Genomic DNA, 22792 nt, shown 5'->3' with positions numbered 1-22792 from the left:
AACGGGGTCGGATCCCAGGATCCGACCCCGTGGTCTTTCAGCCGACCGCCCGCGGCTTGGCCACGCGTGCGGCAAACGTCGGCAGCACCAGAAGGGTCAGCACGGTGGCGGTGATCAGCCCGCCGATCACCACGGTCGCCAGCGGCTTCTGCACTTCCGCGCCGGAACCACTGGCAATCGCCATCGGGATGAAGCCGACGATCGCCACCAGCGCCGTGGTCAGTACCGCGCGGATGCGGCTCGAAGCACCGTTGATCGCCGCCTGCAGCGGCAGGTCACCGGCGTCCAGGCGCTCGCGGATTGCCTGCATCAACACCAGGCCGTTCAAGGTGGCCACGCCGGAGACGGCGATGAAGCCGACCGCCGCCGACACCGAGAACGGCATGCCACGCAGCAGGAGCGCGAGGACGCCGCCGACCAGTGCCAACGGCACGCAGCTGAACACCAGAATGGCTTCCTTGCCGCTGCGCAGGGCCATGAACAGCAGGCTGCCGATCAGCAGGAACACCACCGGTACCACCGTCGCCAGCCGCTTCTCCGCACGCTGCAGGTTCTCGAACTGGCCACCCCAGGTCAGGTAGGCACCCGGCGGCAGCGCCACGCCAGCCACTGCCGCCTGTGCCTCGCCGACGAAGCCGCCCAGGTCACGCCCACGCACATTGGCCTGCACGACGACGCGGCGGCTGCCGTTGTTGCGGCTGATCTGGTTCGGCCCCTCGCTGACCGTGATGCGGGCGACCGACGACAGCGGAATCACCAGCCCCGACGGCGTAGCGATCGGCAGTGACGCCAGCTGGTCCGGATCGTTGCGTGAGGCATCGTCCAGGCGCACCACCACGTTGAAGCGGCGATCCCCTTCGAAAATCTTGCCGGCCGCGGTACCGCCGATGCCGGTGGACAGCGCATCACTTACATCCGCGGCGGTCAGCCCGTACTGCGCCGCCGCCACGTGGTCGATCGCCACGTTCAGCGTGGGCAGGCCGGAAATCTGCTCCACCCGCACGTCGGCCGCGCCATCCACCGCACGCAGCTTCAGCGCCACCTGGTCGGCCACCTTCTGCAGCTGGCTGAAGTCATCGCCGAAGATCATGACCGCCAGGTCGGTCCGCACGCCGGAAATCAGCTCGTTGAAGCGCAGCTCGATCGGCTGGCTGAACTCGAAGCTATTGCCCAGCTGCTGCCCGGCCAGCGTTTCGAAGCGGGCCACCAGTGCGTCCTTGGCCAGCGTCGGATCGGGCCAGTCCTTGCGCGGCCTCAGTACGATCACGCTGTCGGAGATGTTGGTCGGCATCGGGTCGATGGCCGCCTCGGCGGTACCGGTGCGCGAGAACACGGTTTCCACTTCCGGCTGCTTGGCGATTGCCTTCTCCAGCGCCAGCTGCATCGCCAGCGACTGCTCCAGCGAGGTCGACGGCACGCGCAGGGCCTGCATGGCCACGTTGCCTTCGTCCAGCGTTGGCATGAACTCGCGGCCCAGCAGCGAGAACGCGCCGATGCCCACCACCACCATCATCACTGCACCGGCCAGCACCGTGCGCGGATGCGCCACGGCCTTGCGCACTACTGGTTCGATGCGCCCACGCAGCACGCGGATCAGCCTGGTTTCGTGCTCGCCATCGTCGGCATGGGCATCGCCGTCCTTCACCTTGGGCTCGCGCACCAGCAGCGCGGCCATCGCCGGCACGAAGGTGAAGGAGAAGATGAAGGCCCCGACCAGGGCCAGCATGAAGGTGGCCGCCATCGGGTGGAACGTCTTGCCTTCCACGCCTTCCAGGGTGAGGATCGGCGCGAACACCAGCAGGATGATCAGCTGGCCGAACGCCGCTGGCCTCGCCATCTTCAGCGCCGAATCGGCGGCCACGCGCAGGCGTTCCCTCGTGGTCAGTGCACGGCCCAGTTCGGAGCGGCGTTGGCCCAGCATCAGCAGCGTCGACTCAACCACGATCACCGCGCCGTCCACCAGTATGCCGAAGTCCAGCGCACCCAGGCTCATCAGGTTGCCGCTGATGCCGAAGCGGTTCATGCCGATCACTGCGAACAGGAACGACAGCGGAATCACCAGCGCGGTGATGGTGGCCGCACGCAGGTTGCCCAGCAGCAGGAACAGCACCACCACCACCAGCAGTGCGCCCTCGGTGAGGTTCCTGGCGACGGTCTTGATGGTGGAATTGACCAGCACGCTGCGGTCCAGCACCGGTGCCGCCACGATGTCGGCCGGCAGCGATGTGTTCACCTGTTCCAGGCGAGCGGCTGCGGCCTGGGCCACGGTGCGGCTGTTGCCACCGGCAATCATCAGCGCAGTACCCAGCACGGCTTCATGGCCATTGCGGCTGGCCGCACCCAGGCGCGGCGCGCGGCTCAGCTCGACCTCGGCCACATCGGCCACGCGCACCACTACGCCATTGCGGGTGGCTACCGGAGCCTGTGCCAGATCGTCGGTGGTCAGCGCCAGGCCGTTGGCACGCACCACCAGGCCCTCGCCGGCACGCTGCACGAAACCGGCACCGGCCTGCACGTTGGAGCGCCGCAGGGCAGTGACCAGGTCGTCCAGGCCGAGGCCGTGCGCGGCCAGCCGGGCGCTGTCCGGATGCACGCCGTACTCCTTGACGTAGCCGCCGACCGTATCGACGCCGGCCAGCCCCGGGCTGGAACGCATCTGCGGCGCGATGATCCAGTCCTGCACGGTGCGCAGGTAGGTGGCACGCTCTTCCGGCGTGCGCAGCAGGTCGCCTTCCGGCGTGCGGTAGACCTCGCCGGCCTGCCAGCCGGCGTCACCGGGCTTGGCCAGCCTGGCTGGATCGAAGGTGGTGAAGTCCACCGTCCACATCAGCACCTCGCCGAGGCCGGTGGTGACCGGCGACAGCATCGGCGATGCACCGTCGGGCAGGTCATCGGCCGCTTCGCGCATGCGTTCGGCCACCTGCTGGCGCGCGAAGTAGATGTCGGTCGCATCGGTGAAGATCGCGGTGACCTGCGAGAAGCCATTGCGCGACAGCGAACGGGTGGTGGTCAGGCCGGGAATGCCGGCCAGTGCGGTTTCCAGCGGGTAGGTCACCTGCCGCTCGATCTGCTCCGGGGTCAGTGCTGGCGCCACCGTGTTGATCTGCACCTGGCGGTTGGTGATGTCCGGCACCGCGTCGATCGGCAGCTTGCCCAGCTGGAACAGGCCCACCGCAGCGATCAGCGCCGCCAGGAACACCACCAGCCAGCGGTGGCGCACCGCTGTTTCAATGATCAGCTTGAACATGGTCGCCTCCTCAGTGGCCGTGCTCGGCTTCGCCCTTGGCCAGTTCGGCCTTGAGCAGGAAGGCGTTGGCACCGACGATGCGCTCGCTGCCGGTCAGCCCACCGAGGATCTCGATGCGGTCGCCGGCGCGACGCCCGGCCAGTACCGGCTGTGCCTTGAAGCCGCCTTCGACGGCGACGAACACCGCGCTGCCGCCATCAACGTTCTGCACCGCATCGGCGGGCACGCTGAGCGAACCGTCCTGGCCTTCGGTGACCACCACCGCCGACACCGGCGAACCGGCGGGCGGCAGCGAGGCGTCCACCGGCGTGGCACGGATCACTGCGACGCCGCCCTGTTGACGCACATCCGCAGCCGAGCCGGTGACGGTGGCGGTGAAGCTGCCACCCGGCACACTCACTTCCAGCTTCATGCCCGGCGTGACCTGCGCGGCCAGCGCCGGCGGTGCGGTGAACACCAGCTCGTTCATCGCCGGATCGGCGACGTCGGCCACGGCGCTGCCGGCGGCGACCACGCCACCCGGGGTGACCTGCACGTTGCCGACGATGCCGGCCACCGGGCTGGTGATGCGCACGCGGCCATTGGCATCGGGCGCACCGTTGGCGGCGGCCTGCGCCTGCGCTGCCGCGGCTTGGGCCTGTGCCGCCAGCGAGCGGGCGCGCGAAGCTTCCATCTCCTGGCGCGCGACCACGCCCTGGTCGACCAGCGCCTTGTCGCGGCCATAGGCCAGGCGTGCGGCCTCGGCGTCGGCGGATGCGGCCAGCGCATTGGCGCGGAACACCGCCGCCTCGCCGCTGACCACGATGGCCAGTGCCTGGTTCTGTTTCACCACGGTGCCCGGTGCAACCAGCACGCGTTCGACGCGGCCGGTTACGGTCGAAGCCACCGAGGCACGTGCACCGACCGAGGGCTCGACCCGGCCTGCGAGGCGGGTTGAACCGCCGCCGCCACGACCGACGGCGACCACTTCGATACCGGACGCCTTGATCTGCTCCGGGGTCAGCTGCACCACGCCTTCATCGGCGTCTGCCGGCGCCTTGGCGGTTTCTGCCTTGGCCTCCTTGCTGTCGGCGGCGTGGCCATGGCCATCGTCGGTGCCGGCCTTGGCCGCAGCGGGCTGCTCATCTGCAGGCGTCTGCGCATTGCCAGCGCAGCCGGCCAGCAGCACGGCCAGCAGCACGCCGCCGATCAGCGGGAAAGTACGGGAGAGAGTCATGGGGCCTCCACAAAGGGTGCGCGCCCTTCCAGGCGGGCAAGATCGATTTCCGCGGCGACGCGCGACAGGCGCGCATCCACGGCGGTGCCGCGGGCGGCGATGAGTGCGCTGCGCGTGCTGCGAAGTTCCAGCTGCGAGATGCGTCCGGCGTCGAAGCCGATGCGTGCAAGGCGATACGCCTCTTCGGCGGCGACCACGCTTTCATCGGCGGCACGGGTACGGCTGCCGGCCGCCTTCAGCCCGGCCACGGCGGACAGGCGCTCGGCCTCGCTTTCGCGGCGCTGCTGGTCCAGGCGCGCTTCGGCCGCGCGCTGGTCGGCATTGGCGGCGCGAACGCCACCGCGGTTGCGGTCGAACAGCGGGATGCTGAGGCTGACCCCGAGGTTGTAGGCACGCTCGCCGCCTTCGCGGAAGCGGGTCTGCGCGGCAGTGACGCTGAGGTCGGGCAGGGCGCGCTTGCGCTCCACGTCGACCAGCTTGCTGGCCACATCAGCCTCGGCTTCGGCGATGCGCATCGCCAGCGTGGTATTGGCGGCACCGCGCGGCAGCGGTGGCGCGCGGTCGAGCAGGCTGCTGTCGATCGACTGCACCGGTGCATCCAGCAGCGCGATACCGGCAAGACGCGCCAGTGCGGCATCGCGGAAGGCCTGCGCTTCATCCAGCGACGCCGTGGCATTGGCCACTTCGCTTTGTGCCTGCACGGCGCGCAGCTGCGGTTCGCGGCCCTGCTTGACCATCGCATTGACGGCAGCCGCATCATCGCGGGTCAGGGTCAGCGCTTCGCCGGCAAGGGCGTAACGACGCAATGCACTTTCCGCCTGTGCATAGACGGCCGCCAGTTGGCTGGCGACATCACTGCGGCTCTGCGAACCACGCAGGGCAGCGGCTTGTGCCTCGGCCCGGGCGGCACGAACGCGCGCGCCGCGCTGGCCCCAGACCTCCAATGGCTGGGACAGGGTAAGCACGCTGTCGGCCTTGCCCATGCCGCCATAGGAGCCGGTGCCCCGGGCGTTCTCGGCCGACCAGGACAGGGAAGGGTTGGGTAGTGCGCGGGCCTGGTCGGCGCGCGCATCGGCGGCCTCGGCCAGCGCCGCACCGACGCGGGTGCCGGGCAGCTGGTCCAGGCGTTCAAGCAGGGTGTCATAGGAAGGGGCGGCTTGCGCCATCACCGCTGCCGCCGGGGCCAGGCCCAGCAACACGGCGACGACCCGCCCGGCCGCACGCAGCGACCGAGGTGTCAGGATCGACATAGGGGGATTCCGGTTGTGAGTGAAACGGGAGCCCGCAATCGCGGGACGCGCTCAACTCACGCCCGGGGGGGACGCGTCAATTCATCCTGGGCGACCGCATAGGTCGCCGCGTCGCCGGCATTCATCCAGCGCGCCGGCAGCGGCGCACCGAAGGCGGCGAGAGTGCTGGCCGGCAGGCTCAGGCTGGAGTGGTGGCAGTGGTTGTGGCTGCAGGCACCGGTGTGCTTGCCGTCACTGTCACCGTCGGCATCATTGGCGTTGCTTTCCACGTGCACCGCAGTGGTGTCGTGCGGTTCAACCGCGCAGGCCAGCACGTCGGCCACCGGCACGACCACGAATGCCACCATCAGCAGCATCAGCAGGGTCGAACGAAGGTGGCGGGAGATCCAGCGCATGAAGGGGAGGCTAGCAAGCGGTTTTCGCCGGATACAATATCAATGGCCGCTTCGGGAATACGTCGGAATCTCCCGTTCAGGTGGGCCGGGCGCGGGTCGGATTCCTTTTCTCTGGAAAGGGCTCTGACCCCATCACATTGCCGGCCAGCGGCCCGCACTACCCGGCTCACGGCAGCTTGGCGATGACCTTGATCTCGAACTGGAACCCGTACAGCCAGGTCACGCCGATGCCGGTCAGGGTCGGGTGCGGCGCTTCGCCCCAGTACTCGGGCACGATCGCCCAGGCCTTCTCGAAGTTCTTCTCCGGATCGACCAGGAACACGGTCACGTCGACCACATCGTCGAACGTGCAGCCGGCGGCGGCCAGCACCGCGTTGAGGTTGTCGAAGGCGCGGCGCACCTGGGTTTCGAAGTCCGGCTCGGGCGAGCCATCCTCGCGGCTGCCGACCTGGCCGGAAACGAACAGGAAACCGTTGGATCGGATCGCCGGCGAATAGCGGTTGCGCTCGTAGAGGGCCTGCCGCCCGGCGGGGAAAACGACATCACGCTGTGACATGGGGAAGATCTCGTGGGAGAGAACGCCATCCTCCCTGTCAGCGCTGTCTGGATAAACCGCGATGATCGGCCTAAATTGATTGCCAATCCCAAACAATCATGGCCGGCCATGGACCGTTTCGAGGCGATGCGGGCCTTTGCCCGGGTGGTGGAAACGGGCAGCTTCACCCGCGCTGCGCACACCCTGCAGATCAGCCGCACCAAGGTCACCCAGCTGGTGCAGCAGCTGGAGGTGCACCTGCGGCTGCGCCTGCTCAACCGCACCACGCGGAGGGTCAGCGTCACCGCCGACGGTGCGGCCTATTACCCGCGCATCGCCCGGCTGCTGGCCGAGCTGGACGAGGTGGAAGCCGGGCTGGGTGATGCGGCTGCCCAGCCGCGCGGACGCCTGCGCGTGGATGTGCCCGGGCCGTACGCGCGGTTGCGGCTGGTGCCGGCGCTGCCGGCGTTCCAGGCGCGCTACCCGGAAATCCAGCTCGACATCGGCGTCAGCGACCGCGAGGTCGATGTCATCGCCGACAACGTCGACTGCGTGATCCGTGGTGGCATCCCGGCCGATCCGGCGCTGGTGGCGCGGCCGCTGGCTGCGCTGCCGATCGGCTTCCACGCCAGCCCCGGCTATGTGCAGCGTTTCGGCCTGCCGACCAATCCGCGCGCGCTGGAAGGGCCCGATCACCACATGGTTGGCTTCCTCAGCCCGCGCAGTGGCCGCGCACGCGTGTTCAGCGCGCAGCGCGGCGATGAGCGCGTTGAGGTGCAGGGCCGCTATACGGTCGGTTTTGACGACGGCAACGCCTATCTGGCGGCGGCGCTGGCAGGTCTGGGCGTGGTGGCGCTACCCATCTACATGGCCGAACTGCATGTAGCACGTGGCGAGCTGTTGCCGGTACTGGAGGACTGGCAGCTGCCGCCGATGCCGATGCACGTGATGTTCCCACCGAACCGGCACATGAGCCAGCGCCTGCGGGTGTTCATCGAATGGGTGGTGGAAGCGCTGGGATGAGTGCGCGCGCACCCATAGAGCCGGGCCCACGCTCGGCTGCTTCTGGCTGCAACGCTCAAGGCCCGCGCTTCGCGCGTGACCCGAGCATGGGCTCGGATCTACAGTGGGGGCTTCCCGCTGCAGGCATGCGAAAATCACCAGAGCACGTAACAGGACACATCGCCACGCATGAGTCGCATCGTCGCACTGGATACCGAAACCACCGGCATCTCCCACCGCCTGGGGCACCGTGTGATCGAAATCGGTGCCGTCGAACTGATCGATGGCCAGCTCACCGGCCGCCAGTTCCACACCTACCTGCAGCCGCAGCGCAGGGTCGACTGGGGCGCACAGCGCGTGCACGGCATCAGCGATGCGATGCTGGTGGGCAAGCCGCTGTTCTCCAGCAAGGCCGCCGAACTGCTGGACTTCCTGCGCGGCAGCGAGATGATCGCGCACAACGCCACCTTCGATGTGGGCTTCCTGGACAACGAGCTCCGTCTGTCCGGCATCCCCGGCACGCTGGCCCAGCACTGCCGCATCACCTGCAGCCTGAAGCTTGCACGGGGACGCTGGCCCGGCCAGGGCAACAAGCTGGACGATGTGCTGCAGCGCCTGTGCATTACCAGCCGGCGCGGCCTGCATGGCGCGTTGAAGGATGCCCATCTGCTGGCGCAGGTGATTCCGCACCTGCGCTGAGGCCTGGCCGCCGTTACACCGGCCGCAACCAGCGCTCGATCATTGCCACGCCACCTGCCACCCCGTCTTCATCGCTCATTGCCATGCCCAGGGCCGACGCGCGTGCGCGTGTTGCGTCGGTTTCACTGAAGCGGATGGCTGCAGCCAGCGTTGCTGCATCCAGTCGCTTCGGTGACAACGGTGCCGGTGCCACGCCCAACCGATACAGACGATCGGCCCAGAAGAACTGATCGGCGGCGAATGGCATCACCAGCGAGGGAATGCCGGCGCGGCAGGCCGAATGGGTGGTGCCGCTGCCACCATGGTGGATGGCCAGCGCGCAGCGCGGGAACAGCGCCTCGTGCGGGGTCGGGCCGACCACGAACGCCTCTGCTGGCAGCGCACCCGGCGGCAGCCCGGCCCAGCCGGGAAACAGCAGCACCCGGCGCGGTGCCAGCGCCTGCAGCAATGCTGGCAGCACACGCTCGCGGTCGAAGCCGGTCATGCTGCCGAAGCCGAGGTAGACCGGGGGCGGGCCGGCATCGAGGAAGGCCTGCAGGTCCGGCGGCGGCGACCACGGCTGCTCCGGCATACGCCATTGCCCGCACGCCACGTGGTCGGCGGGCCAGTCCGCTGGCGGTGGCAGCAGCTGCGGGGAGATGCCGTACAGCATCGGCAGGCCGCTCCACAGCGTGCGGCGCGGCGGTTGCCCCCGTGCTGCGCGGGCGGCGTTGATCGGCCTGCGGAAGGTGCGCCAGACCGCCTGGTTCACCAGGCCGTAGCTGGCCCGGCGCAGGACGCCCGGCAGCGGCACCGGCGGCAGGAAGGGCGAGGCGAATGCGCGCGTCGGGGTCAGCGGAATCATGCCGGTGCCGATCGCCGGCAGCCCGTGGTGCTCGGCCACGCTCAGGCCCACCAGCGCAGCCAGCCCGCCGGCCAGCACCGCGTCGCAGCCGGCAGTGGCGGCATCGGCCTGTGCCATCCAGGCCGGCACGTGGCGGCCGGCCATCCTCGCCAACCCACGCGAGGCGGCGGCCAGATGGTTGCCGCGTGCCACCAGCGCCACCACTTCATCGTGGATGTCGCCGTCCAGCGCGGCGTGCGGCACGCCCAGGTCGCGGGCGGTCTGCAGCGTGCCCTGCTCGGCCAACAGCATCACCTCGTGGCCGGCCTGGCGCAGCCCGTGGCACAGCATCACCAGCGGGCGGGTGTCGCCTTCGGTTCCATAGGTCAGGGCCAGCAGGCGCATGGGCGGTTCTCGGGCAGGGGCGCCAGTATGGCCAGCCAGGCCGTGAACGCCGCGGGGCCGGTTCAGCCAGCACCCTGTGGACAACTTGCGCAAGTGCTTGAACCCCTGCATAATGCGCGGCTCGCTGTGTCCGGTTTTCTACCGGGCGGCGCCCCCGGGAGCACGTCCCCGGCCGCCCAACGCCAGCGTAAACCTTTGATTCTCTTGACGTGTGGTGGGCAACCATCGAGGCCGCCGTCTCCCGGGCTACGGGCTGACAACTACTACTATCGAGGTGCGCAATGTCCCGCGTATGCCAGGTTTCCGGCAAGCGAGTGCAGACGGGTAACAACGTCTCGCACGCCAACAACAAGACCCGTCGTCGTTTCCTGCCGAATCTGCACGAGCGCCGTTTCTGGGTGGCCAGCGAGAACCGCTGGGTCAAGCTTCGTGTTTCCGCGCATGCACTGCGCACCATCGACAAGAACGGCATCGATTCCGTTCTGGCTGAGCTGCGTGCGCGCGGCGAAAAGGTCTGAGGAGTAAAGCATCATGGCAGGCAAGCGCGATAAGGTCCGTATGATTTCCTCGGCCGGTACCGGCCACTTCTACACGACCGACAAGAACAAGAAGAACACCCCGGGGAAGATGGAATTCCTGAAGTACGATCCGGTCGTGCGCAAGCACGTCCTGTACAAGGAAGGCAAGATCAAGTAATCCGCACGGATTGCTGGTCCCCGCGAAGAAACCCGCCCATGTGGCGGGTTTTTTCATGCCTGGTCTTCCCGTGGTGGGTGCCAACCTTGCTTTTCACACTCATCCCGCCCCGGTAGGTGTCGACCTGGGTCGACGCGATGGTTCAAAGCAATCGAGCGTAGCTCGACTCTGTACACCCTGCTGGGCAGAATGGCCCATCACCTCCCGACGGACGATGCGATGCTGTTCGAGTGGTTGCTGGGGTCGTACCTGCTGCTGATCGACTGGCTGATCCGGCTGGTCGCGCTGTGCTGGATCCCCACCCGCACCACGCCGGGTGCGGCGCGCAGCTGGCTGCTGCTGGTCGGCTTCGTGCCGCTGCTGGGCCTGCCGCTGTACCTGCTGTTCGGTCACCCGTGGCTGTCGCGCGAGCGCATCCGCCGCCAGGCCGAGGCTTCGCAGGTGATCCGCGAGGAGCAGGCGCTGCAGCACCGCCTGCGCTGGTCGCCAGAGCCGGACACCGCCAGCGCCGAGATCGTGCCGCTGGTGCAGCGCCAGGGCGATTTCATGCCGGTGCACGGCAATGCGGTCGATCTGCTGACCGGCTACGACGAATCGCTGCACACGCTCATCGCCGACATCGATCAGGCCGAAGACCGCGTGCACCTGCTGTACTACCTGATGTTCGACGACGCGGTGGGCGAGGCCATCGTCGAGGCGCTGCAGCGCGCGGCTGCACGTGGCGTGCAGTGCCGCGTGCTGCTCGATGCGGTGGGCGCCAAGCGCGGCCTGCGCGCCTACCGCAACCGTCTGCAAGCGCGCGACATCGAAGTGCGCGCAATGCTGCCCGGTGGCCTGCGCTGGCGGCGCAGCGGGCGCATGGACCTGCGCAACCACCGCAAGATCGCGGTGATCGACAACGAAGTGGCCTATGTCGGTTCGCAGAATCTGGCCGGCCCGCAGTTCGTGCCCGGCCACCCGAACCGCGAGCTGGTGGCGCGCGTGCGCGGCCCGGCGGTGGCGCATCTGGAAGCGGTGTTTGCCAGTGACTGGTACATGGAAACCGGCCAGCGCCTGGACGTGATTGCCGATGTGCCCGAGTGCAGCGATGACATTGCCACCCAGCTGCTGCCCAGCGGCCCGGCCTACCCGTACAGCAACGCGCGCGATGCGGTGGCGGCGCTGATCCACCTGGCACGGCGACGGCTGGTGATGGTCACCCCGTACTTCGTGCCTGACGAAGCCACGCTGAGCGCGCTGCGCATTGCCGCGTTGTCCGGCGTGGAAGTGCAGCTGATCCTGTCGGCCAGCAACAATCAGCGGCTGACCTCGTGGGCACAGGAGGCCTACTACGACGAGCTGCTGCGCTGTGGCGTGCGCATCGCCCTGTACGAGCCGCAGTTCCTGCACGCCAAGCACATGAGCGTGGACGAGGACATCGCCGTGCTGGGTTCGATCAACATGGATATCCGCTCGTTCGCGCTGAATGCCGAAATCGGCCTGATCTGCTACGACCGCGCGCTGGTGCAGCAGCTGTGCGCGATCGAGGATGGCTACCTGCGCGAGTCGCGGCAGCTGGATCTGCAGCAGTGGCGCAGCCGCCCCACCTGGCGGCGCAGCCGCGAGGGCATCGCACGGCTGGCCGATGCGTTGATGTGAGGAAATGCCGGCCGCCCATTCCGGCAAGCCGGCCCGTCATCGCCAATGGCCTACAATCGGCGCATGACTGATTCACCGCGTAATGGCGAACTGGACCTGGCAATCATCGGCGGTGGTGCCGCCGGAGTGCTGGTGGCGATCCAGGTATTGCGCCAGGCGAAGGCGCCGCTGGCGCTGGCCATTTTCGAACCGGCCTCGCAGCTGGCGCAAGGCATCGCCTATGCCACGCCGTGGCCGGAGCACCTGCTGAACGTGCCGGCGGCGAAGATGAGTGCGTTTGCCGACCAGCCCGGCGATTTCCTTGATTACCTGATGGTCGACAACGCGTACCCGGGCGAGGCACGCGAGGTGCTGGGCGAGCGCTACGTGTGCCGCCACTTCTTTGCCGCCTATCTGCAGCAGCGCCTGCAGGAGGCCGTGGCCGCCAGCCCGGCGCAGCTGCAGGTGGTCGCGCAGCCGGTGCTGGGCCTGCAGCCGGATGACCATGGCTACCAGCTGACACTGGGCGATGGCAGCACGCTGCACGTCGCGCAGGCGGTGCTGGCCACGGGCAACAGCATGCGCCCGCTGCCGGTACCCGGCGCCGAGGCCCTGCCCGCCGATGATGTGATCGAGGCCTGGGACTACGACGGTGTGCGTACCCTGGCCGGCGACCATGCCCTGGCCATTGTCGGCTCCGGCTTGAGCATGGCCGACACCGTGCTGGCGCTCGTCGCCGCCGGTCATACCGGCCCGCTGCATGTGATCTCGCGCCACGGCCTGTTGCCGCTGCCGCACGCGCACGGCGGCCAGCCCAGCTTCGATCCGGCGGTGCTGCTGCCGATGAGCCTGCGCCAGCGCCTGCGCGCGTTGCGCGGGTTCGCGCGCCAGGCGCAGGCCGACGGCCTGCCGTGGCAGGGCGTGATGGACCGCATCCGCCCGCACGGGCAGGCGCTGTGGTGCAGCCTCGACGCGGCCGACCAGCGCCGCTTCCTGCGCCATGTGGTGCGCTATTGGGACGTGCATCGCCATCGCATCGCCGAAGAGGTCGACGCGCAGCTGCAGACCCTGCAGGACAGCGGCCAGCTACGTGTCCACCGCGCCCGTCTGCACCGCGTCTGGCGCGAGGGCGATGCCGTGCAGCTGTCCGGCCGCGACGCCTCGGGCGAGGAACAGCAGTGGGCGATCGGCGGCGTGATCAACGCCACCGGCGTCGAAACCCGCGCCAGCGCGCTGCGCAATCCGCTGCTGCAGCAGTTGCAGGCCGATGGCCTGGCCCGCCCCGGCCCGCATGGGCTGGGCCTGGACAGCACGGTGCCGGGTGACCGTCTGCGCGCCGTGGGCGGTCAGCCGCAGGCACGGCTGGGTGTACTCGGCAGCCTGCGCATCGGCAGCCTATGGGAAAGCCTGGCGGTGCCTGAACTGCGTCAGCAGGCGCAGGCGCTGGCCACCGAGGTGGTCGCAGGTGCCGCGACGGCGATGCCGTAAAATGGGGGCATGGATGTCTCCCACCTGCTCGATGGCCTGAATCCGGCCCAGCGCGAAGCCGTCTCCGCTCCCCCCGGCCACCACCTGGTGCTGGCCGGTGCCGGTTCCGGCAAGACCCGCGTACTCACCCACCGCATCGCCTGGCTGCATGAAGTCGACGGCGTGCCGACCCACGGCATTTTCGCGGTGACCTTCACCAACAAGGCGGCCGGCGAGATGCGCCACCGCATCGATGCCCAGCTGCCCAATGGCAGCCGCGGCATGTGGATCGGCACCTTCCACGGCCTGGCCAACCGCCTGCTGCGTCTGCACTGGCAGGACGCCAGGCTGCCCGAAGGCTTCCAGGTGATGGATTCGGATGACCAGCTGCGGCTGGTCAAGCGGGTGGTGCAGGCGCTGGAACTGGACGACGGCAAGTACCCGGCCAAGCAGATCGCGTGGTGGATCAACGCGCAGAAGGACGAAGGCCGCCGCCCGCAGCACATCCAGCCCGAGCCGAACGACGCGTGGCTTGAAACCATGCGCCAGGCCTACATCGAGTACCAGGCGCGCTGCGACCGCGCCGGCCTGGTCGACTTCGCCGAGCTGCTGCTGCGCGCGCATGAACTGCTGCGTGACAACCCGGCACTGCTGTCGCATTACCGCGCCCGCTTCCGCGAAATCCTGGTGGACGAATTCCAGGACACCAACGCCATCCAGTACGCCTTCGTGCGCGTGCTGGCCGGTGATTCCGGCCACGTGTTCGTGGTCGGCGACGATGACCAGGCCATCTACGGCTGGCGTGGCGCCAAGGTCGAGAACGTGCAGGGCTTCCTGCGCGACTTCCCGGGTGCCCAGACCATCCGCCTGGAACAGAACTACCGCTCCACTGCCAACATCCTCGGTGCCGCCAACGCGGTGATCGCGCACAACCCGGATCGCATCGGCAAGCAGCTGTGGACCGACAGCGGCGACGGCGAGCCGATCGATCTGTACGCCGCGTACAACGAGATGGACGAGGCGCGCTACATCGTCGAGCGCGCCCGCCAGTGGGTGCGCGACGGTGGCAGCTACACCGAAGTGGCGGTGCTCTACCGCAGCAACGCGCAGTCTCGCGCGCTGGAAGAGGCGCTGCTGAGCGAACAGGTGCCGTACCGCGTGTACGGCGGCATGCGCTTCTTCGAGCGTGCCGAAATCAAGGACGCGCTGGCGTACCTGCGCCTGCTGTCCAACCGCAACGATGACGCGGCGTTCGAGCGCGCGGTCAACACGCCCACCCGTGGCATCGGTGACCGCACGCTGGACGAAGTGCGCCGCGAGGCACGTGCGCAGGGCATTTCGTTGTGGGAAGCGACCATGCTGGTCACCCAGGGCAGCGCGCTGGCCGCACGTGCGCGCAATGCACTGGCCGGCTTCCTGGGGCTGGTCAACGAGCTGCAGGCGCAGACCGTGCACATGACCCTGGCCGAGCGCGTCGACCACGTGCTGGCCCGCTCGCAGCTGCGCGAGCACTGGAGCAAGGAAAGTCGCAATTCGCTGGATTCGGAATCGCGCACCGACAACCTCGACGAACTGGTCTCGGTCGCCTCGCGTTTCGTGCGCCGGGCCGACGACATCGAGGAAGTGGGCGAGGACATGGACGAGCTGGTCGCGTTCCTGGCCTATGCCGCGCTGGAGGCCGGCGAGGGCCAGGCGCAGGCCGGCGAGGAGGGTGTGCAGTTGATGACCCTGCACTCGGCCAAGGGCCTGGAATTCCCGCTGGTGTTCCTGGCAGGCATGGAAGACGGCCTGTTCCCCAGCGCACGTTCGCTGGAGGAAAGCGGGCGGCTGGAAGAAGAGCGCCGCCTGGCCTACGTCGGCATCACCCGCGCGCGCCAGAAGCTGGTGCTGAGCTACGCCGAATCGCGCCGCATCCATGGCCAGGACAACTACAGCCTGCCGTCGCGCTTCCTGCGCGAGATTCCGCGTGAGCTGCTGCACGAAGTGCGCCCGAAGGTGCAGGTCTCGCGGCCGGCTTCGATGGGCGCCAGCCGGGTGATGGGCCATGCCTCGATCGAGGCACCGCCGGTCAAGCTCGGTGCGCTGGTCACCCATCCCAAGTTCGGCGAAGGCATGGTGACCGACTACGAAGGCAGCGGTGCGCACGCCCGCGTGCAGGTCGAATTTGCAGACGCCGGCAGCAAATGGCTGGTGATGGCGTACGCCAACCTGACGGTGATCTGATCACCGTCGGGGTCGGATCCCTTTTCCGTTGGAAACGGGATCCGACCCCCGGTACGCTGGGTGCATGACCCGCAACGTGCTCTTCCTCTGCAGCCAGAACCGCCTGCGCAGCCCGACGGCCGAGCAGGTATTTGCCGATTGGCCGGGTATCGAGACCGCCTCGGCCGGGTTGCTGGCCGACGCCGAAGAAGTGCTCAGCCCTGAGCTGCTGCAGTGGGCCGATCTGGTGTTCGTGATGGAGAAGGCCCACCGCAACCGGCTGTCCAGCCGCTACAAGGCCTGGTTGAACGGCAAGCGGGTGATCTGCCTGGATATCCCCGACCACTACGAGTACATGGACCCGGTGCTGGTGGAACTGCTCAAGCGCAAAGTGACCCCGTTCCTGCGCTGACGGGCTGTTGTAGAGCCAAGCCCATGCGCGGCTGCTGCTGGCGGGAAAGGCAGTCGAGCCTGGTGATGCCGGTCGTCCTGACCGGCACCCATCGGGCCGTCGCAAGCGACGTTGGCAGCGGCTCTTGCCGCTACCTTCGACTCTACAATGGGGCCTGACATCTCCCAGGAACGCCCCCATGACCGAAGCCACGCTGCACGCGACCGTGAAATTGAACGCCCGGCTGCAGCCCGAGCATCGCCACGAGCTGTTCGAGGATCCGCTCGACGCATTGCTGCAGGCGTCGCAGATCGGCGAGATCGTTGGCGGTGGCACCGCGATCTCCGATGAGGGCGAAGTTGAATACGGCGACATCGAGGTAGCGTTGGTGGACGCCGCAGGCGTGCCCAAGCTGATCGATCTGCTGGAACAGCTGGGTGCACCGAAGGGCTCGCAGGTGCAGGGTGCCGGCGAGGCGGATCGCAGCTTTGGCGTGACCGAGGGCCTGGGCATCTACCTGGATGGCCTGACCCTGCCCGACGAGGTCTACGAACAGTGCGACTCCAACCACGTCTTCGAGCAGCTGTCCGAGCGCATCGATGGCCTCGGCGAGATCTGCAGCTGGTGGCAGGGCCCGAGCGAGACCGCGCTGTATATGTACGGTCAGTCATTCGAGGCGATGCGTGAGGCGATCGCTGAATTCGTCGCCAGCTACCCGCTGTGCCAGAACGCGCGCGTGGTGCAGATCGCCTGAGGGCGAGCCTGATGCAGAGCCGAGCCCATGCTCGGCTCCTTTTCCCGCCAGAAGCAGCCGAGCATGGGCTCGGCTCTGCAGAAGAGGGCCGGCCGAGCCCGTCCCTCGGACCACGTGGCGGTGCGCACGGGCCCCTGCGCGGCGCCGGATTGATCCTGCTCAAGGCGCAGCCTGCACATCCGGTGTGTAATGGTGTCGTTCCCATCTGGCCGATCGACGCGGAGCCCCACCATGTACAAGCGCATCCTGATTGCCACCGACGGCTCCGAGCTGGCCGACAAGGGCCTGGCCAAGGGCCTGGAACTGGCCAAGGACCTCAATGCCGAGGTCGATATCGTGACCGTCTCCGAGCCGTGGGCCGTCGGCATGTACGATGCCATGGGCTGGAGCGTGGGCTACATGAACAGTCCCGAGTACAAGGCCGACCGCGAGGAAGGCGCGCAGAAGGTGCTGCAGCCGGCGCTGGCCAAGGCCGCCGAGCAGGGCATCACCGCCAACCCGGTGCATGTGCTGGACCGCTACGCGGCCGACGGCATCATCGAGACCGCGGGCGAGCGCAACAGCGACCTGATCGTGATGACCTCGCATGGCCGCCGTGGCGTGACCCGCGTGCTGCTGGGCAGCCAGACTGCCGAAGTGCTGGCGCGCAGCACCCTGCCGGTGCTGGTGATCCGCTGATCCACACGCGCTGATACAAGCGTTCCCGGGGAGGGGACCCGACGCCGGCCGCAGGATGCGCGCCGGCGTTGTTTTTTGTGGGGGCCGGCAGGGACCCAGCCACGCATGGCGTGGATCCATTGAATCGCGGGGATCCGTCCCCGGTCACCTCACCAGCTGTACAGCTTCCAGTACACCGGCGAGACGCCATCCTTGTCGTTGTCGAAGCGGCCATCGCCGTTCTTGTCGTACATGTAGTACGGGGCGCCGCGCGACGGGGTCACCTTGACCATGCGCAGCTGGCCGGACACACGGTATTCCTCGATGGTGTCGCCGTTGTCCATGGTCCGCTTGGAGACATCGGCGCCCTTGACGTCCACCGGGGGAGCGCCTGCGCCACCCATGCTGGCGCAGCCAGCGAGCAGGAGCAGGGAAGCCAGCATCAGGGTCTTCATCGGCGGAACCTTTGCCTGGAGAGAGGCCTGATTATGCCCCATCGCCGGGTGCGTGCCGTGTCGTCGCGGTGCAGGCACGGGCGCGTAGAATCGGCGCATGAGCAGATTAGTCCTGATCGACGGGTCCAGTTACCTGTACCGCGCGTTCCACGCGCTGCCGCCCCTGTCCAATGCACAGGGTGAACCCACCGGCGCACTGTTCGGCGTGGTCAACATGCTGCGTTCGACGCTGAAGGAACGCCCGGCCTACGTTGCGTTCGTGGTCGATGCGCCCGGCAAGACCTTCCGTGATGACCTGTACGACCAGTACAAGGCCAACCGTCCGCCGATGCCCGACGAACTGCGCAGCCAGGTCGAGCCGATGTGCCGCATCGTTGAAGCACTGGGCATCAGCATCCTGCGCATCCCCGGCGTGGAAGCCGACGATGTGATCGGCACGCTGGCGCTGCAGGGCCTGGCGCAGGACCTGAAGGTGACCATTTCTACCGGCGACAAGGACTTCGCGCAGCTGGTCCGCCCGGGCATCGAGCTGGTCAACACCATGACCGGCAGCCGCATGGATTCGGACGCGGCGGTGATGGACAAGTTCGGCGTGCGCGCCGACCAGATCATCGACCTGCTGGCGCTGATGGGCGACACCGTCGACAACGTGCCGGGCGTGGAGAAGTGCGGGCCGAAGACCGCCGCCAAGTGGCTGGCCGAGTACCAGCATCTGGACGGAGTGATGGCCGCCGCGCCGACCATGAAGGGCAAGATCGGCGAGAACCTGCGCGCCGCGCTGGAACGCCTGCCGCTGAACCGTGAGCTGGTGACCATCCGCACCGATGTGGAGCTGGACGCCAGTCCGACCACGCTGGCCCTGCGCGAGCAGGACGTGCCGGTGCTGACCGAGCTGTATGCGCGTTACGGCTTCACCCAGGCGCTGAAGGAACTGGGTGCGCCGCTGCCGGCACCCGCTGTCGCCAGCGAAGCCGCGCCGAGCCTGCGCGGCACCGCTGCCGGCTTCGCCCGAGGCAGTTCCGAGGCCCCGGCCGCCGGCACGCTGGACCCGGCGCTGGCCGCCCCGGGTGAGTATGAGACCGTGCTCACCGGCGAGCAGCTGCAGGCCTGGGTCGAGCGCCTGCAGCAGGCCGAGCTGATCAGCTTCGATACCGAAACCGATGCGCTGGATGCGATGCGCGCGCGCCTGGTCGGCGTCAGCCTGGCGGTCGAGCCGGGCAAGGCTGCCTACATCCCGGTCGGCCACGACTACCCCGGCGCGCCGGCGCAGCTGCCGCTACAGCAGGTGCTGGACGCGCTGCGCCCGGTGCTGCAGGACCCGGCGAAGAAGAAGCTGGGCCAGCATGGCAAGTACGACCTGCACGTGCTGCGCCGCCACGGCGTGGACGTGGAGGGCTACCACGACGACACCATGCTCGAGAGCTTCGTGCTCAACTCCACCGCGACCCGACACGATATGGATTCGCTGGCGCTGCGCTACCTGGGCTACAGCACCATCAAGTTCGAGGATGTGGCCGGCAAGGGCGCCAAGCAGATCCCGTTCTCGCAGGTGGGCATCGACGAAGCCAGCCGCTATGCGGCCGAGGACGCCGACATCACCCTGCGCCTGCATCGCGCGCTGCAGCCGCAGCTTCTGGCCGAGCCGGCGCTGGACAGCGTGTACCGCGACATCGAGATGCCGCTGGTGCCGGTGCTGACCACGATTGAAGCCAACGGCGTGCGGATCGACACCGACGAGCTGCGCCGGCAGAGCCAGGACCTGTCCTCGCGGATGCTGGCTGCGCAGCAGAAGGCCACCGAGCTGGCCGGGCGCAGCTTCAACCTGGATTCGCCCAAGCAGCTGCAGGCGGTGCTGTTCGACGAGCTGAAGCTGCCGGCGGTGGTGAAGACCCCGAAGGGCCAGCCCAGCACGAATGAGGAAGCGCTGGAGGCGATTGCCGACCAGCACGAACTGCCGCGGGTGATCCTCGACTACCGCGGCCTGGCCAAGCTGCGCAGTACCTACACCGACAAGCTGCCGGAGATGGTCAACCCGGACACCGGCCGTGTGCATACCAGCTACCACCAGTCCGGCGCGGCCACCGGCCGACTGTCCTCGTCGGACCCGAACCTGCAGAACATCCCGATCCGCACCGAAGACGGCCGCCGCATCCGCCGCGCCTTCGTGGCGCCGGAGGGCTGCCAGCTGCTGGCCGCCGACTATTCACAGATCGAACTGCGGATCATGGCCCACCTGTCCGAAGACCCGGGCCTGGTGCGTGCCTTCGAGCAGGGCGCCGACGTCCACCGTGCCACCGCCGCCGAGGTGTTCGGGCGCACGCTGGAGGAGGTGACTCCGAACGAGCGCCGCGCCGCCAAGGCGATCAACTTTGGCCTGATGTACGGCATGAGCGCCTTCGGCCTGGCCCGCAACCTGGGCATCGACCGCGGCCAGGCGCAGGACTACGTGGCGCTGTACTTCAGCCGCTACCCCGGTGTGCGCGACTTCATGGAGCGGATGCGCCAGACCGCCCGCGACCGGGGCTATGTGGAAACCCTGTTCGGCCGCCGCCTGTACCTGAACGACATCCATGCCCGCAACCAGGGCCTGCGCGCCGGTGCCGAGCGTGCCGCGATCAACGCGCCGATGCAGGGCACCGCGGCCGACATCATCAAGCGCGCGATGGTGGACGTGGACCAGTGGCTGCGCGACAGCGGCGCACCGGCACGGATGATCCTGCAGGTGCACGACGAACTGGTCTTCGAAACCGAAAGTAGTTTTGTCGAAGACTTGCGTTTGCAGGTGGTGGAACGCATGTCGCAAGCGGCCCAATTGCGGGTGCCGCTGGTGGTGGATACCGGCGTCGGCAACAACTGGGACGAAGCACACTGACGGTGTTTCAGGCCGAAAACGACGTGAATTGGTTCAGATGTCAGATGTTTCTGACTCGACCATGAATGTCACCCGGATTGACGTTCATTAAATTGGGCCCCTTCACGAACTGTTAGTGTTCGGAGTGCTTCTATAACTCCCGACAGGCGCAACGCCTGTCGTGGATCTCTCCCATCCCCTGGAGCAGATCTCGGAACGGGGACTCCTCCCCAAGTGCCCGTTCCCCGGCCCCGTTGACCTCCCCCTGGTCAGCGGGGCTTTTTATTTGTGCCGATGCGCATTGGCATCAGATCCCTTTGCCCGATGGGCAAAGGGATCTGACCCCAGGTGCTAGGCTGAGCCATCACGCCGCAGGGAACCCGCAATGCCCGATCTGTTCGCACTGGCGATGCCATGGTGGGAGTTCATCCTGCGCGCGGTGGTGGTCTATGTCGTGGTGCTGGGCATGGTCCGGCTCAGCGGCAAACGCCCGCTCGGGCAGATCACCCCGTTCGACGTGCTGCTGGTGGTGCTGCTGGGCAATGCGGTGCAGAACGCGCTGCTGGGCACCGACACCTCGCTGGGCGGCGGCCTGTTGCTGGCGGCCACCCTGATCCTGCTCAACTACGGGGTGGGCTGGGTGAGTACCCGTAGCCGGCGGATCGAGAGACTGGTGGAAGGAGAACCGGTGGTGATCGCGCGTGATGGGCGCCTGTTCGACGCCGTTCTGCACCGCGAGCAGGTCACCCGCTCGGATTTCGAGGCCGCCATGCGCCAGCAGGGTTGCCTCGGCGTGGAGGATGTCGAGCTGGCCCTGCTGGAGATCAACGGGCACATCACGATCATCCCCAGGAAGAGCACCTGACGACATAGAGCCGAGCCCCTGACTCGGCTGCGCTGGTTGTTCAGCCGAGCGTGGACTCGGCGCTACATCACGCTGCTCAGGGAGTGCAGCGGACGTTGCCTGCAGCCGCCTTGCGCTCGTAGTACGCGAAGCGGTTGCCGCTGTCGACGCCCACCAGGTTGCCGTTCTGCAGCAGCTGCAGCACGAAGTCGCTGCCGACATCGCGGTGCAGGCGCACCTGGCCGTCGCGCAGGCTCGCGCGCAGGCGCACGTCCTCACCACCGGCTTCCACGATGCCGCCCTCCAGGAAGCGCAGCTGCGACAGCACGCTGCGTTCGGCGACAAAGCTGCCGCAGGGCAGGGCGGTGGCGGCGATCGGTTCGAGTGCCGCTGCGGTCGCACCGGCAACAGCAGCGAGGTCCTTGGCCGGTCCGCAGGACGGCGCATCCGCGCGCTGTGCGCAGGCCAGCTGCAATGCCTCGCGGGCCTGCTGCAGGCGCCCGCCGCTCCACAGCGACTCGGCCGACGCTTCACAGAAGGTCTCGCCGCGCTGTTCGCGGCAGAGTGCCGTCAGCTCATCCAGCTGCGCCGGCGGCAAGGGCGCATCGACCGAATGCCGCAGGCCCAGCAGTGCCTCCCCTGCCATCTGCGAGGCGACCTTCCTGGCTGCCGCCATGCAGCCTTCGGCGTCGAAGGACGGTGATTCCTCCTTGCAGATCTCAGGCATCGGCGGGTCCGTCACTTTCGGTGCCGCTGCGTTGGCCTCTTCCTGGTAGGTCTCCAGCAACCGCATGCAGGCTGCGCCCACGCCCTCGGCACACCAAGCGTGCAGTTTCACGGGTGCGGCCTCCGGCAGCGCCTCCAGGCACTCGGAGGTATTCATCACGCAACCGTCTTCGACGGGCTCTGGCATCGCCTTGCAGGCGGCGGCGCGCTCACGGGTAAACTCGCGATAGGGCGTGCTGATCGTGCGGTCGTTGTCCGAGAAGTACCAGTTCTCCAGCTGGCCCGTGGACAGGTTGCCGGTACCGAGCACGTCTTCCTGGCGGGCGATGCGCAGGTTCTCGGTGGCCTGGTAGGGGCCGGACAGGGAGCCGTGGCCTTCACTCTCGAGGGTCAGCGTGGTGTTGCCGCTGCTGTCCTTGTAGGTGCCACAGGCCATCGACTGCGCGGCAGCCGGCAGGCTGGCCGAGGCCAGGGCCAGCAACAGCAGGGAACGCCAGCCCGCAGCGCGGGGGCGAAGGAAAACAGCAGCAGACATTGGTTCGTCCCTGAAGGCGGTGGAA

20 protein-coding genes are annotated in these 22792 nt (G+C 68.0%); 12 read left to right on the top strand and 8 right to left on the bottom strand.

Annotated features, from left to right (window positions below; translation table 11 throughout):
* Window positions 1-37: 37 nt before the first annotated feature.
* The 5 genes from QZ853_RS20375 to QZ853_RS20355 form a co-directional block, all read right to left on the bottom strand.
* Window positions 38-3247, bottom strand: coding sequence for a CusA/CzcA family heavy metal efflux RND transporter (locus QZ853_RS20375; RefSeq protein ID WP_295579682.1), 3210 nt, complete (start codon window positions 3245-3247; stop codon window positions 38-40).
* 10 nt (window positions 3248-3257) lie between these two features.
* Window positions 3258-4463 carry an efflux RND transporter periplasmic adaptor subunit gene (locus QZ853_RS20370; RefSeq protein WP_295579674.1) on the bottom strand — a complete coding sequence of 402 codons (1206 nt, stop codon included), beginning with the start codon at window positions 4461-4463 and terminating at the stop codon, window positions 3258-3260.
* Window positions 4460-5713 carry a TolC family protein gene (locus QZ853_RS20365; protein WP_295579671.1) on the bottom strand — a complete coding sequence of 418 codons (1254 nt, stop codon included), beginning with the start codon at window positions 5711-5713 and terminating at the stop codon, window positions 4460-4462. Before QZ853_RS20365 ends, QZ853_RS20370 begins: the two co-directional genes overlap by 4 nt.
* 56 nt (window positions 5714-5769) lie before the next feature.
* Entirely contained in the window at window positions 5770-6108 is a 339-nt protein-coding gene (locus QZ853_RS20360; protein ID WP_295579668.1) for a hypothetical protein, read from the bottom strand.
* 166 nt (window positions 6109-6274) lie between these two features.
* Window positions 6275-6664 carry a RidA family protein gene (locus tag QZ853_RS20355; RefSeq protein ID WP_295579665.1) on the bottom strand — a complete coding sequence of 130 codons (390 nt, stop codon included), beginning with the start codon at window positions 6662-6664 and terminating at the stop codon, window positions 6275-6277.
* Between the two features lie 108 nt (window positions 6665-6772).
* Between QZ853_RS20355 and QZ853_RS20350 the strand changes: the two genes are divergently transcribed.
* Both QZ853_RS20350 and dnaQ read left to right on the top strand, forming a co-directional pair.
* Window positions 6773-7666 carry a LysR family transcriptional regulator gene (locus tag QZ853_RS20350; protein WP_295579663.1) on the top strand — a complete coding sequence of 298 codons (894 nt, stop codon included), beginning with the start codon at window positions 6773-6775 and terminating at the stop codon, window positions 7664-7666.
* A 168-nt stretch (window positions 7667-7834) separates the two neighbouring features.
* On the top strand, window positions 7835-8344 hold the full coding sequence (dnaQ, locus tag QZ853_RS20345; protein ID WP_295579658.1) for a DNA polymerase III subunit epsilon: 510 nt from the start codon (window positions 7835-7837) through the stop codon (window positions 8342-8344).
* Between the two features lie 13 nt (window positions 8345-8357).
* On the opposite strand, the gene QZ853_RS20340 is transcribed toward dnaQ, so the two are convergent.
* Entirely contained in the window at window positions 8358-9572 is a 1215-nt protein-coding gene (locus tag QZ853_RS20340; RefSeq protein ID WP_295579646.1) for a glycosyltransferase, read from the bottom strand.
* 281 nt (window positions 9573-9853) lie between these two features.
* On the opposite strand from QZ853_RS20340, the gene rpmB reads away from it, so the two are divergent.
* The 8 genes from rpmB to QZ853_RS20300 all read left to right on the top strand — a co-directional run bounded on the left by rpmB (window position 9854) and on the right by QZ853_RS20300 (window position 17377).
* A complete protein-coding gene (gene rpmB / locus QZ853_RS20335; RefSeq protein ID WP_005411638.1) occupies window positions 9854-10090 on the top strand; it encodes a 50S ribosomal protein L28 in 237 nt (78 codons plus the stop codon).
* Window positions 10091-10100: 10 nt separating this feature from the next.
* Complete coding sequence (rpmG, locus tag QZ853_RS20330; RefSeq protein WP_169411268.1) at window positions 10101-10268, top strand: 50S ribosomal protein L33; 168 nt, start codon at window positions 10101-10103, stop codon at window positions 10266-10268.
* A 219-nt stretch (window positions 10269-10487) separates the two neighbouring features.
* Entirely contained in the window at window positions 10488-11906 is a 1419-nt protein-coding gene (gene cls, locus QZ853_RS20325) for a cardiolipin synthase (RefSeq protein WP_295579926.1), read from the top strand.
* Between the two features lie 45 nt (window positions 11907-11951).
* Window positions 11952-13373 (top strand): FAD/NAD(P)-binding protein, encoded by a 1422-nt coding sequence (locus tag QZ853_RS20320; protein WP_295579634.1) that lies wholly within the window; start codon window positions 11952-11954, stop codon window positions 13371-13373.
* Window positions 13374-13382: 9 nt separating this feature from the next.
* Entirely contained in the window at window positions 13383-15575 is a 2193-nt protein-coding gene (gene uvrD / locus QZ853_RS20315; RefSeq protein ID WP_295579622.1) for a DNA helicase II, read from the top strand.
* Between the two features lie 64 nt (window positions 15576-15639).
* The gene (locus tag QZ853_RS20310) at window positions 15640-15966 is read left to right on the top strand and encodes a low molecular weight protein tyrosine phosphatase family protein (protein ID WP_295579611.1); all 327 of its coding nucleotides are present in this window, start codon (window positions 15640-15642) and stop codon (window positions 15964-15966) included.
* Window positions 15967-16144: 178 nt separating this feature from the next.
* Window positions 16145-16699, top strand: a complete 555-nt coding sequence (locus tag QZ853_RS20305) for a hypothetical protein (RefSeq protein WP_295579599.1) — start codon at window positions 16145-16147, stop codon at window positions 16697-16699.
* A gap of 231 nt (window positions 16700-16930) precedes the next feature.
* A complete protein-coding gene (locus QZ853_RS20300; RefSeq protein WP_005411629.1) occupies window positions 16931-17377 on the top strand; it encodes a universal stress protein in 447 nt (148 codons plus the stop codon).
* Window positions 17378-17526: 149 nt separating this feature from the next.
* Here the strand turns inward: QZ853_RS20300 and QZ853_RS20295 are convergent, their stop codons facing one another.
* Window positions 17527-17811, bottom strand: a complete 285-nt coding sequence (locus QZ853_RS20295) for a DUF2782 domain-containing protein (RefSeq protein WP_057500897.1) — start codon at window positions 17809-17811, stop codon at window positions 17527-17529.
* Between the two features lie 97 nt (window positions 17812-17908).
* Between QZ853_RS20295 and polA the strand changes: the two genes are divergently transcribed.
* Both polA and QZ853_RS20285 read left to right on the top strand, forming a co-directional pair.
* Window positions 17909-20683, top strand: a complete 2775-nt coding sequence (polA, locus tag QZ853_RS20290) for a DNA polymerase I (protein WP_295579588.1) — start codon at window positions 17909-17911, stop codon at window positions 20681-20683.
* 364 nt (window positions 20684-21047) lie between these two features.
* On the top strand, window positions 21048-21527 hold the full coding sequence (locus tag QZ853_RS20285) for a YetF domain-containing protein (RefSeq protein WP_295579584.1): 480 nt from the start codon (window positions 21048-21050) through the stop codon (window positions 21525-21527).
* Between the two features lie 76 nt (window positions 21528-21603).
* Here QZ853_RS20285 and QZ853_RS20280 read toward each other — a convergent pair whose 3' ends face one another.
* Window positions 21604-22767, bottom strand: a complete 1164-nt coding sequence (locus QZ853_RS20280) for a hypothetical protein (protein ID WP_295579581.1) — start codon at window positions 22765-22767, stop codon at window positions 21604-21606.
* Between the last annotated feature and the right edge of the window lie 25 nt (window positions 22768-22792).

Source organism: uncultured Stenotrophomonas sp., from assembly GCF_913778665.1.
In the GTDB taxonomy this organism is placed as follows: domain Bacteria; phylum Pseudomonadota; class Gammaproteobacteria; order Xanthomonadales; family Xanthomonadaceae; genus Stenotrophomonas.
Note: the sequence above shows the minus strand (reverse complement) of the source record. Positions and strands in the feature narration are given on the sequence as shown.

Coding starts and splice junctions, on each gene's coding strand:
- uvrD (WP_295579622.1), top strand. CDS start 13,383: ATGGATGTCTCCCACCTGCTCGATGGCCTGAATCCGGCCCAGCGCGAA.
- QZ853_RS20355 (WP_295579665.1), bottom strand. CDS start 6,664: ATGTCACAGCGTGATGTCGTTTTCCCCGCCGGGCGGCAGGCCCTCTAC.
- QZ853_RS20360 (WP_295579668.1), bottom strand. CDS start 6,108: ATGCGCTGGATCTCCCGCCACCTTCGTTCGACCCTGCTGATGCTGCTG.
- QZ853_RS20375 (WP_295579682.1), bottom strand. CDS start 3,247: ATGTTCAAGCTGATCATTGAAACAGCGGTGCGCCACCGCTGGCTGGTG.
- QZ853_RS20350 (WP_295579663.1), top strand. CDS start 6,773: ATGGACCGTTTCGAGGCGATGCGGGCCTTTGCCCGGGTGGTGGAAACG.
- QZ853_RS20295 (WP_057500897.1), bottom strand. CDS start 17,811: ATGAAGACCCTGATGCTGGCTTCCCTGCTCCTGCTCGCTGGCTGCGCC.
- QZ853_RS20320 (WP_295579634.1), top strand. CDS start 11,952: ATGGCCTACAATCGGCGCATGACTGATTCACCGCGTAATGGCGAACTG.
- cls (WP_295579926.1), top strand. CDS start 10,488: ATGCTGTTCGAGTGGTTGCTGGGGTCGTACCTGCTGCTGATCGACTGG.
- dnaQ (WP_295579658.1), top strand. CDS start 7,835: ATGAGTCGCATCGTCGCACTGGATACCGAAACCACCGGCATCTCCCAC.
- QZ853_RS20340 (WP_295579646.1), bottom strand. CDS start 9,572: ATGCGCCTGCTGGCCCTGACCTATGGAACCGAAGGCGACACCCGCCCG.
- QZ853_RS20300 (WP_005411629.1), top strand. CDS start 16,931: ATGTACAAGCGCATCCTGATTGCCACCGACGGCTCCGAGCTGGCCGAC.
- QZ853_RS20365 (WP_295579671.1), bottom strand. CDS start 5,713: ATGTCGATCCTGACACCTCGGTCGCTGCGTGCGGCCGGGCGGGTCGTC.
- QZ853_RS20285 (WP_295579584.1), top strand. CDS start 21,048: ATGCCCGATCTGTTCGCACTGGCGATGCCATGGTGGGAGTTCATCCTG.
- QZ853_RS20370 (WP_295579674.1), bottom strand. CDS start 4,463: ATGACTCTCTCCCGTACTTTCCCGCTGATCGGCGGCGTGCTGCTGGCC.
- QZ853_RS20305 (WP_295579599.1), top strand. CDS start 16,145: ATGACCGAAGCCACGCTGCACGCGACCGTGAAATTGAACGCCCGGCTG.
- QZ853_RS20280 (WP_295579581.1), bottom strand. CDS start 22,767: ATGTCTGCTGCTGTTTTCCTTCGCCCCCGCGCTGCGGGCTGGCGTTCC.
- QZ853_RS20310 (WP_295579611.1), top strand. CDS start 15,640: ATGACCCGCAACGTGCTCTTCCTCTGCAGCCAGAACCGCCTGCGCAGC.
- rpmB (WP_005411638.1), top strand. CDS start 9,854: ATGTCCCGCGTATGCCAGGTTTCCGGCAAGCGAGTGCAGACGGGTAAC.
- polA (WP_295579588.1), top strand. CDS start 17,909: ATGAGCAGATTAGTCCTGATCGACGGGTCCAGTTACCTGTACCGCGCG.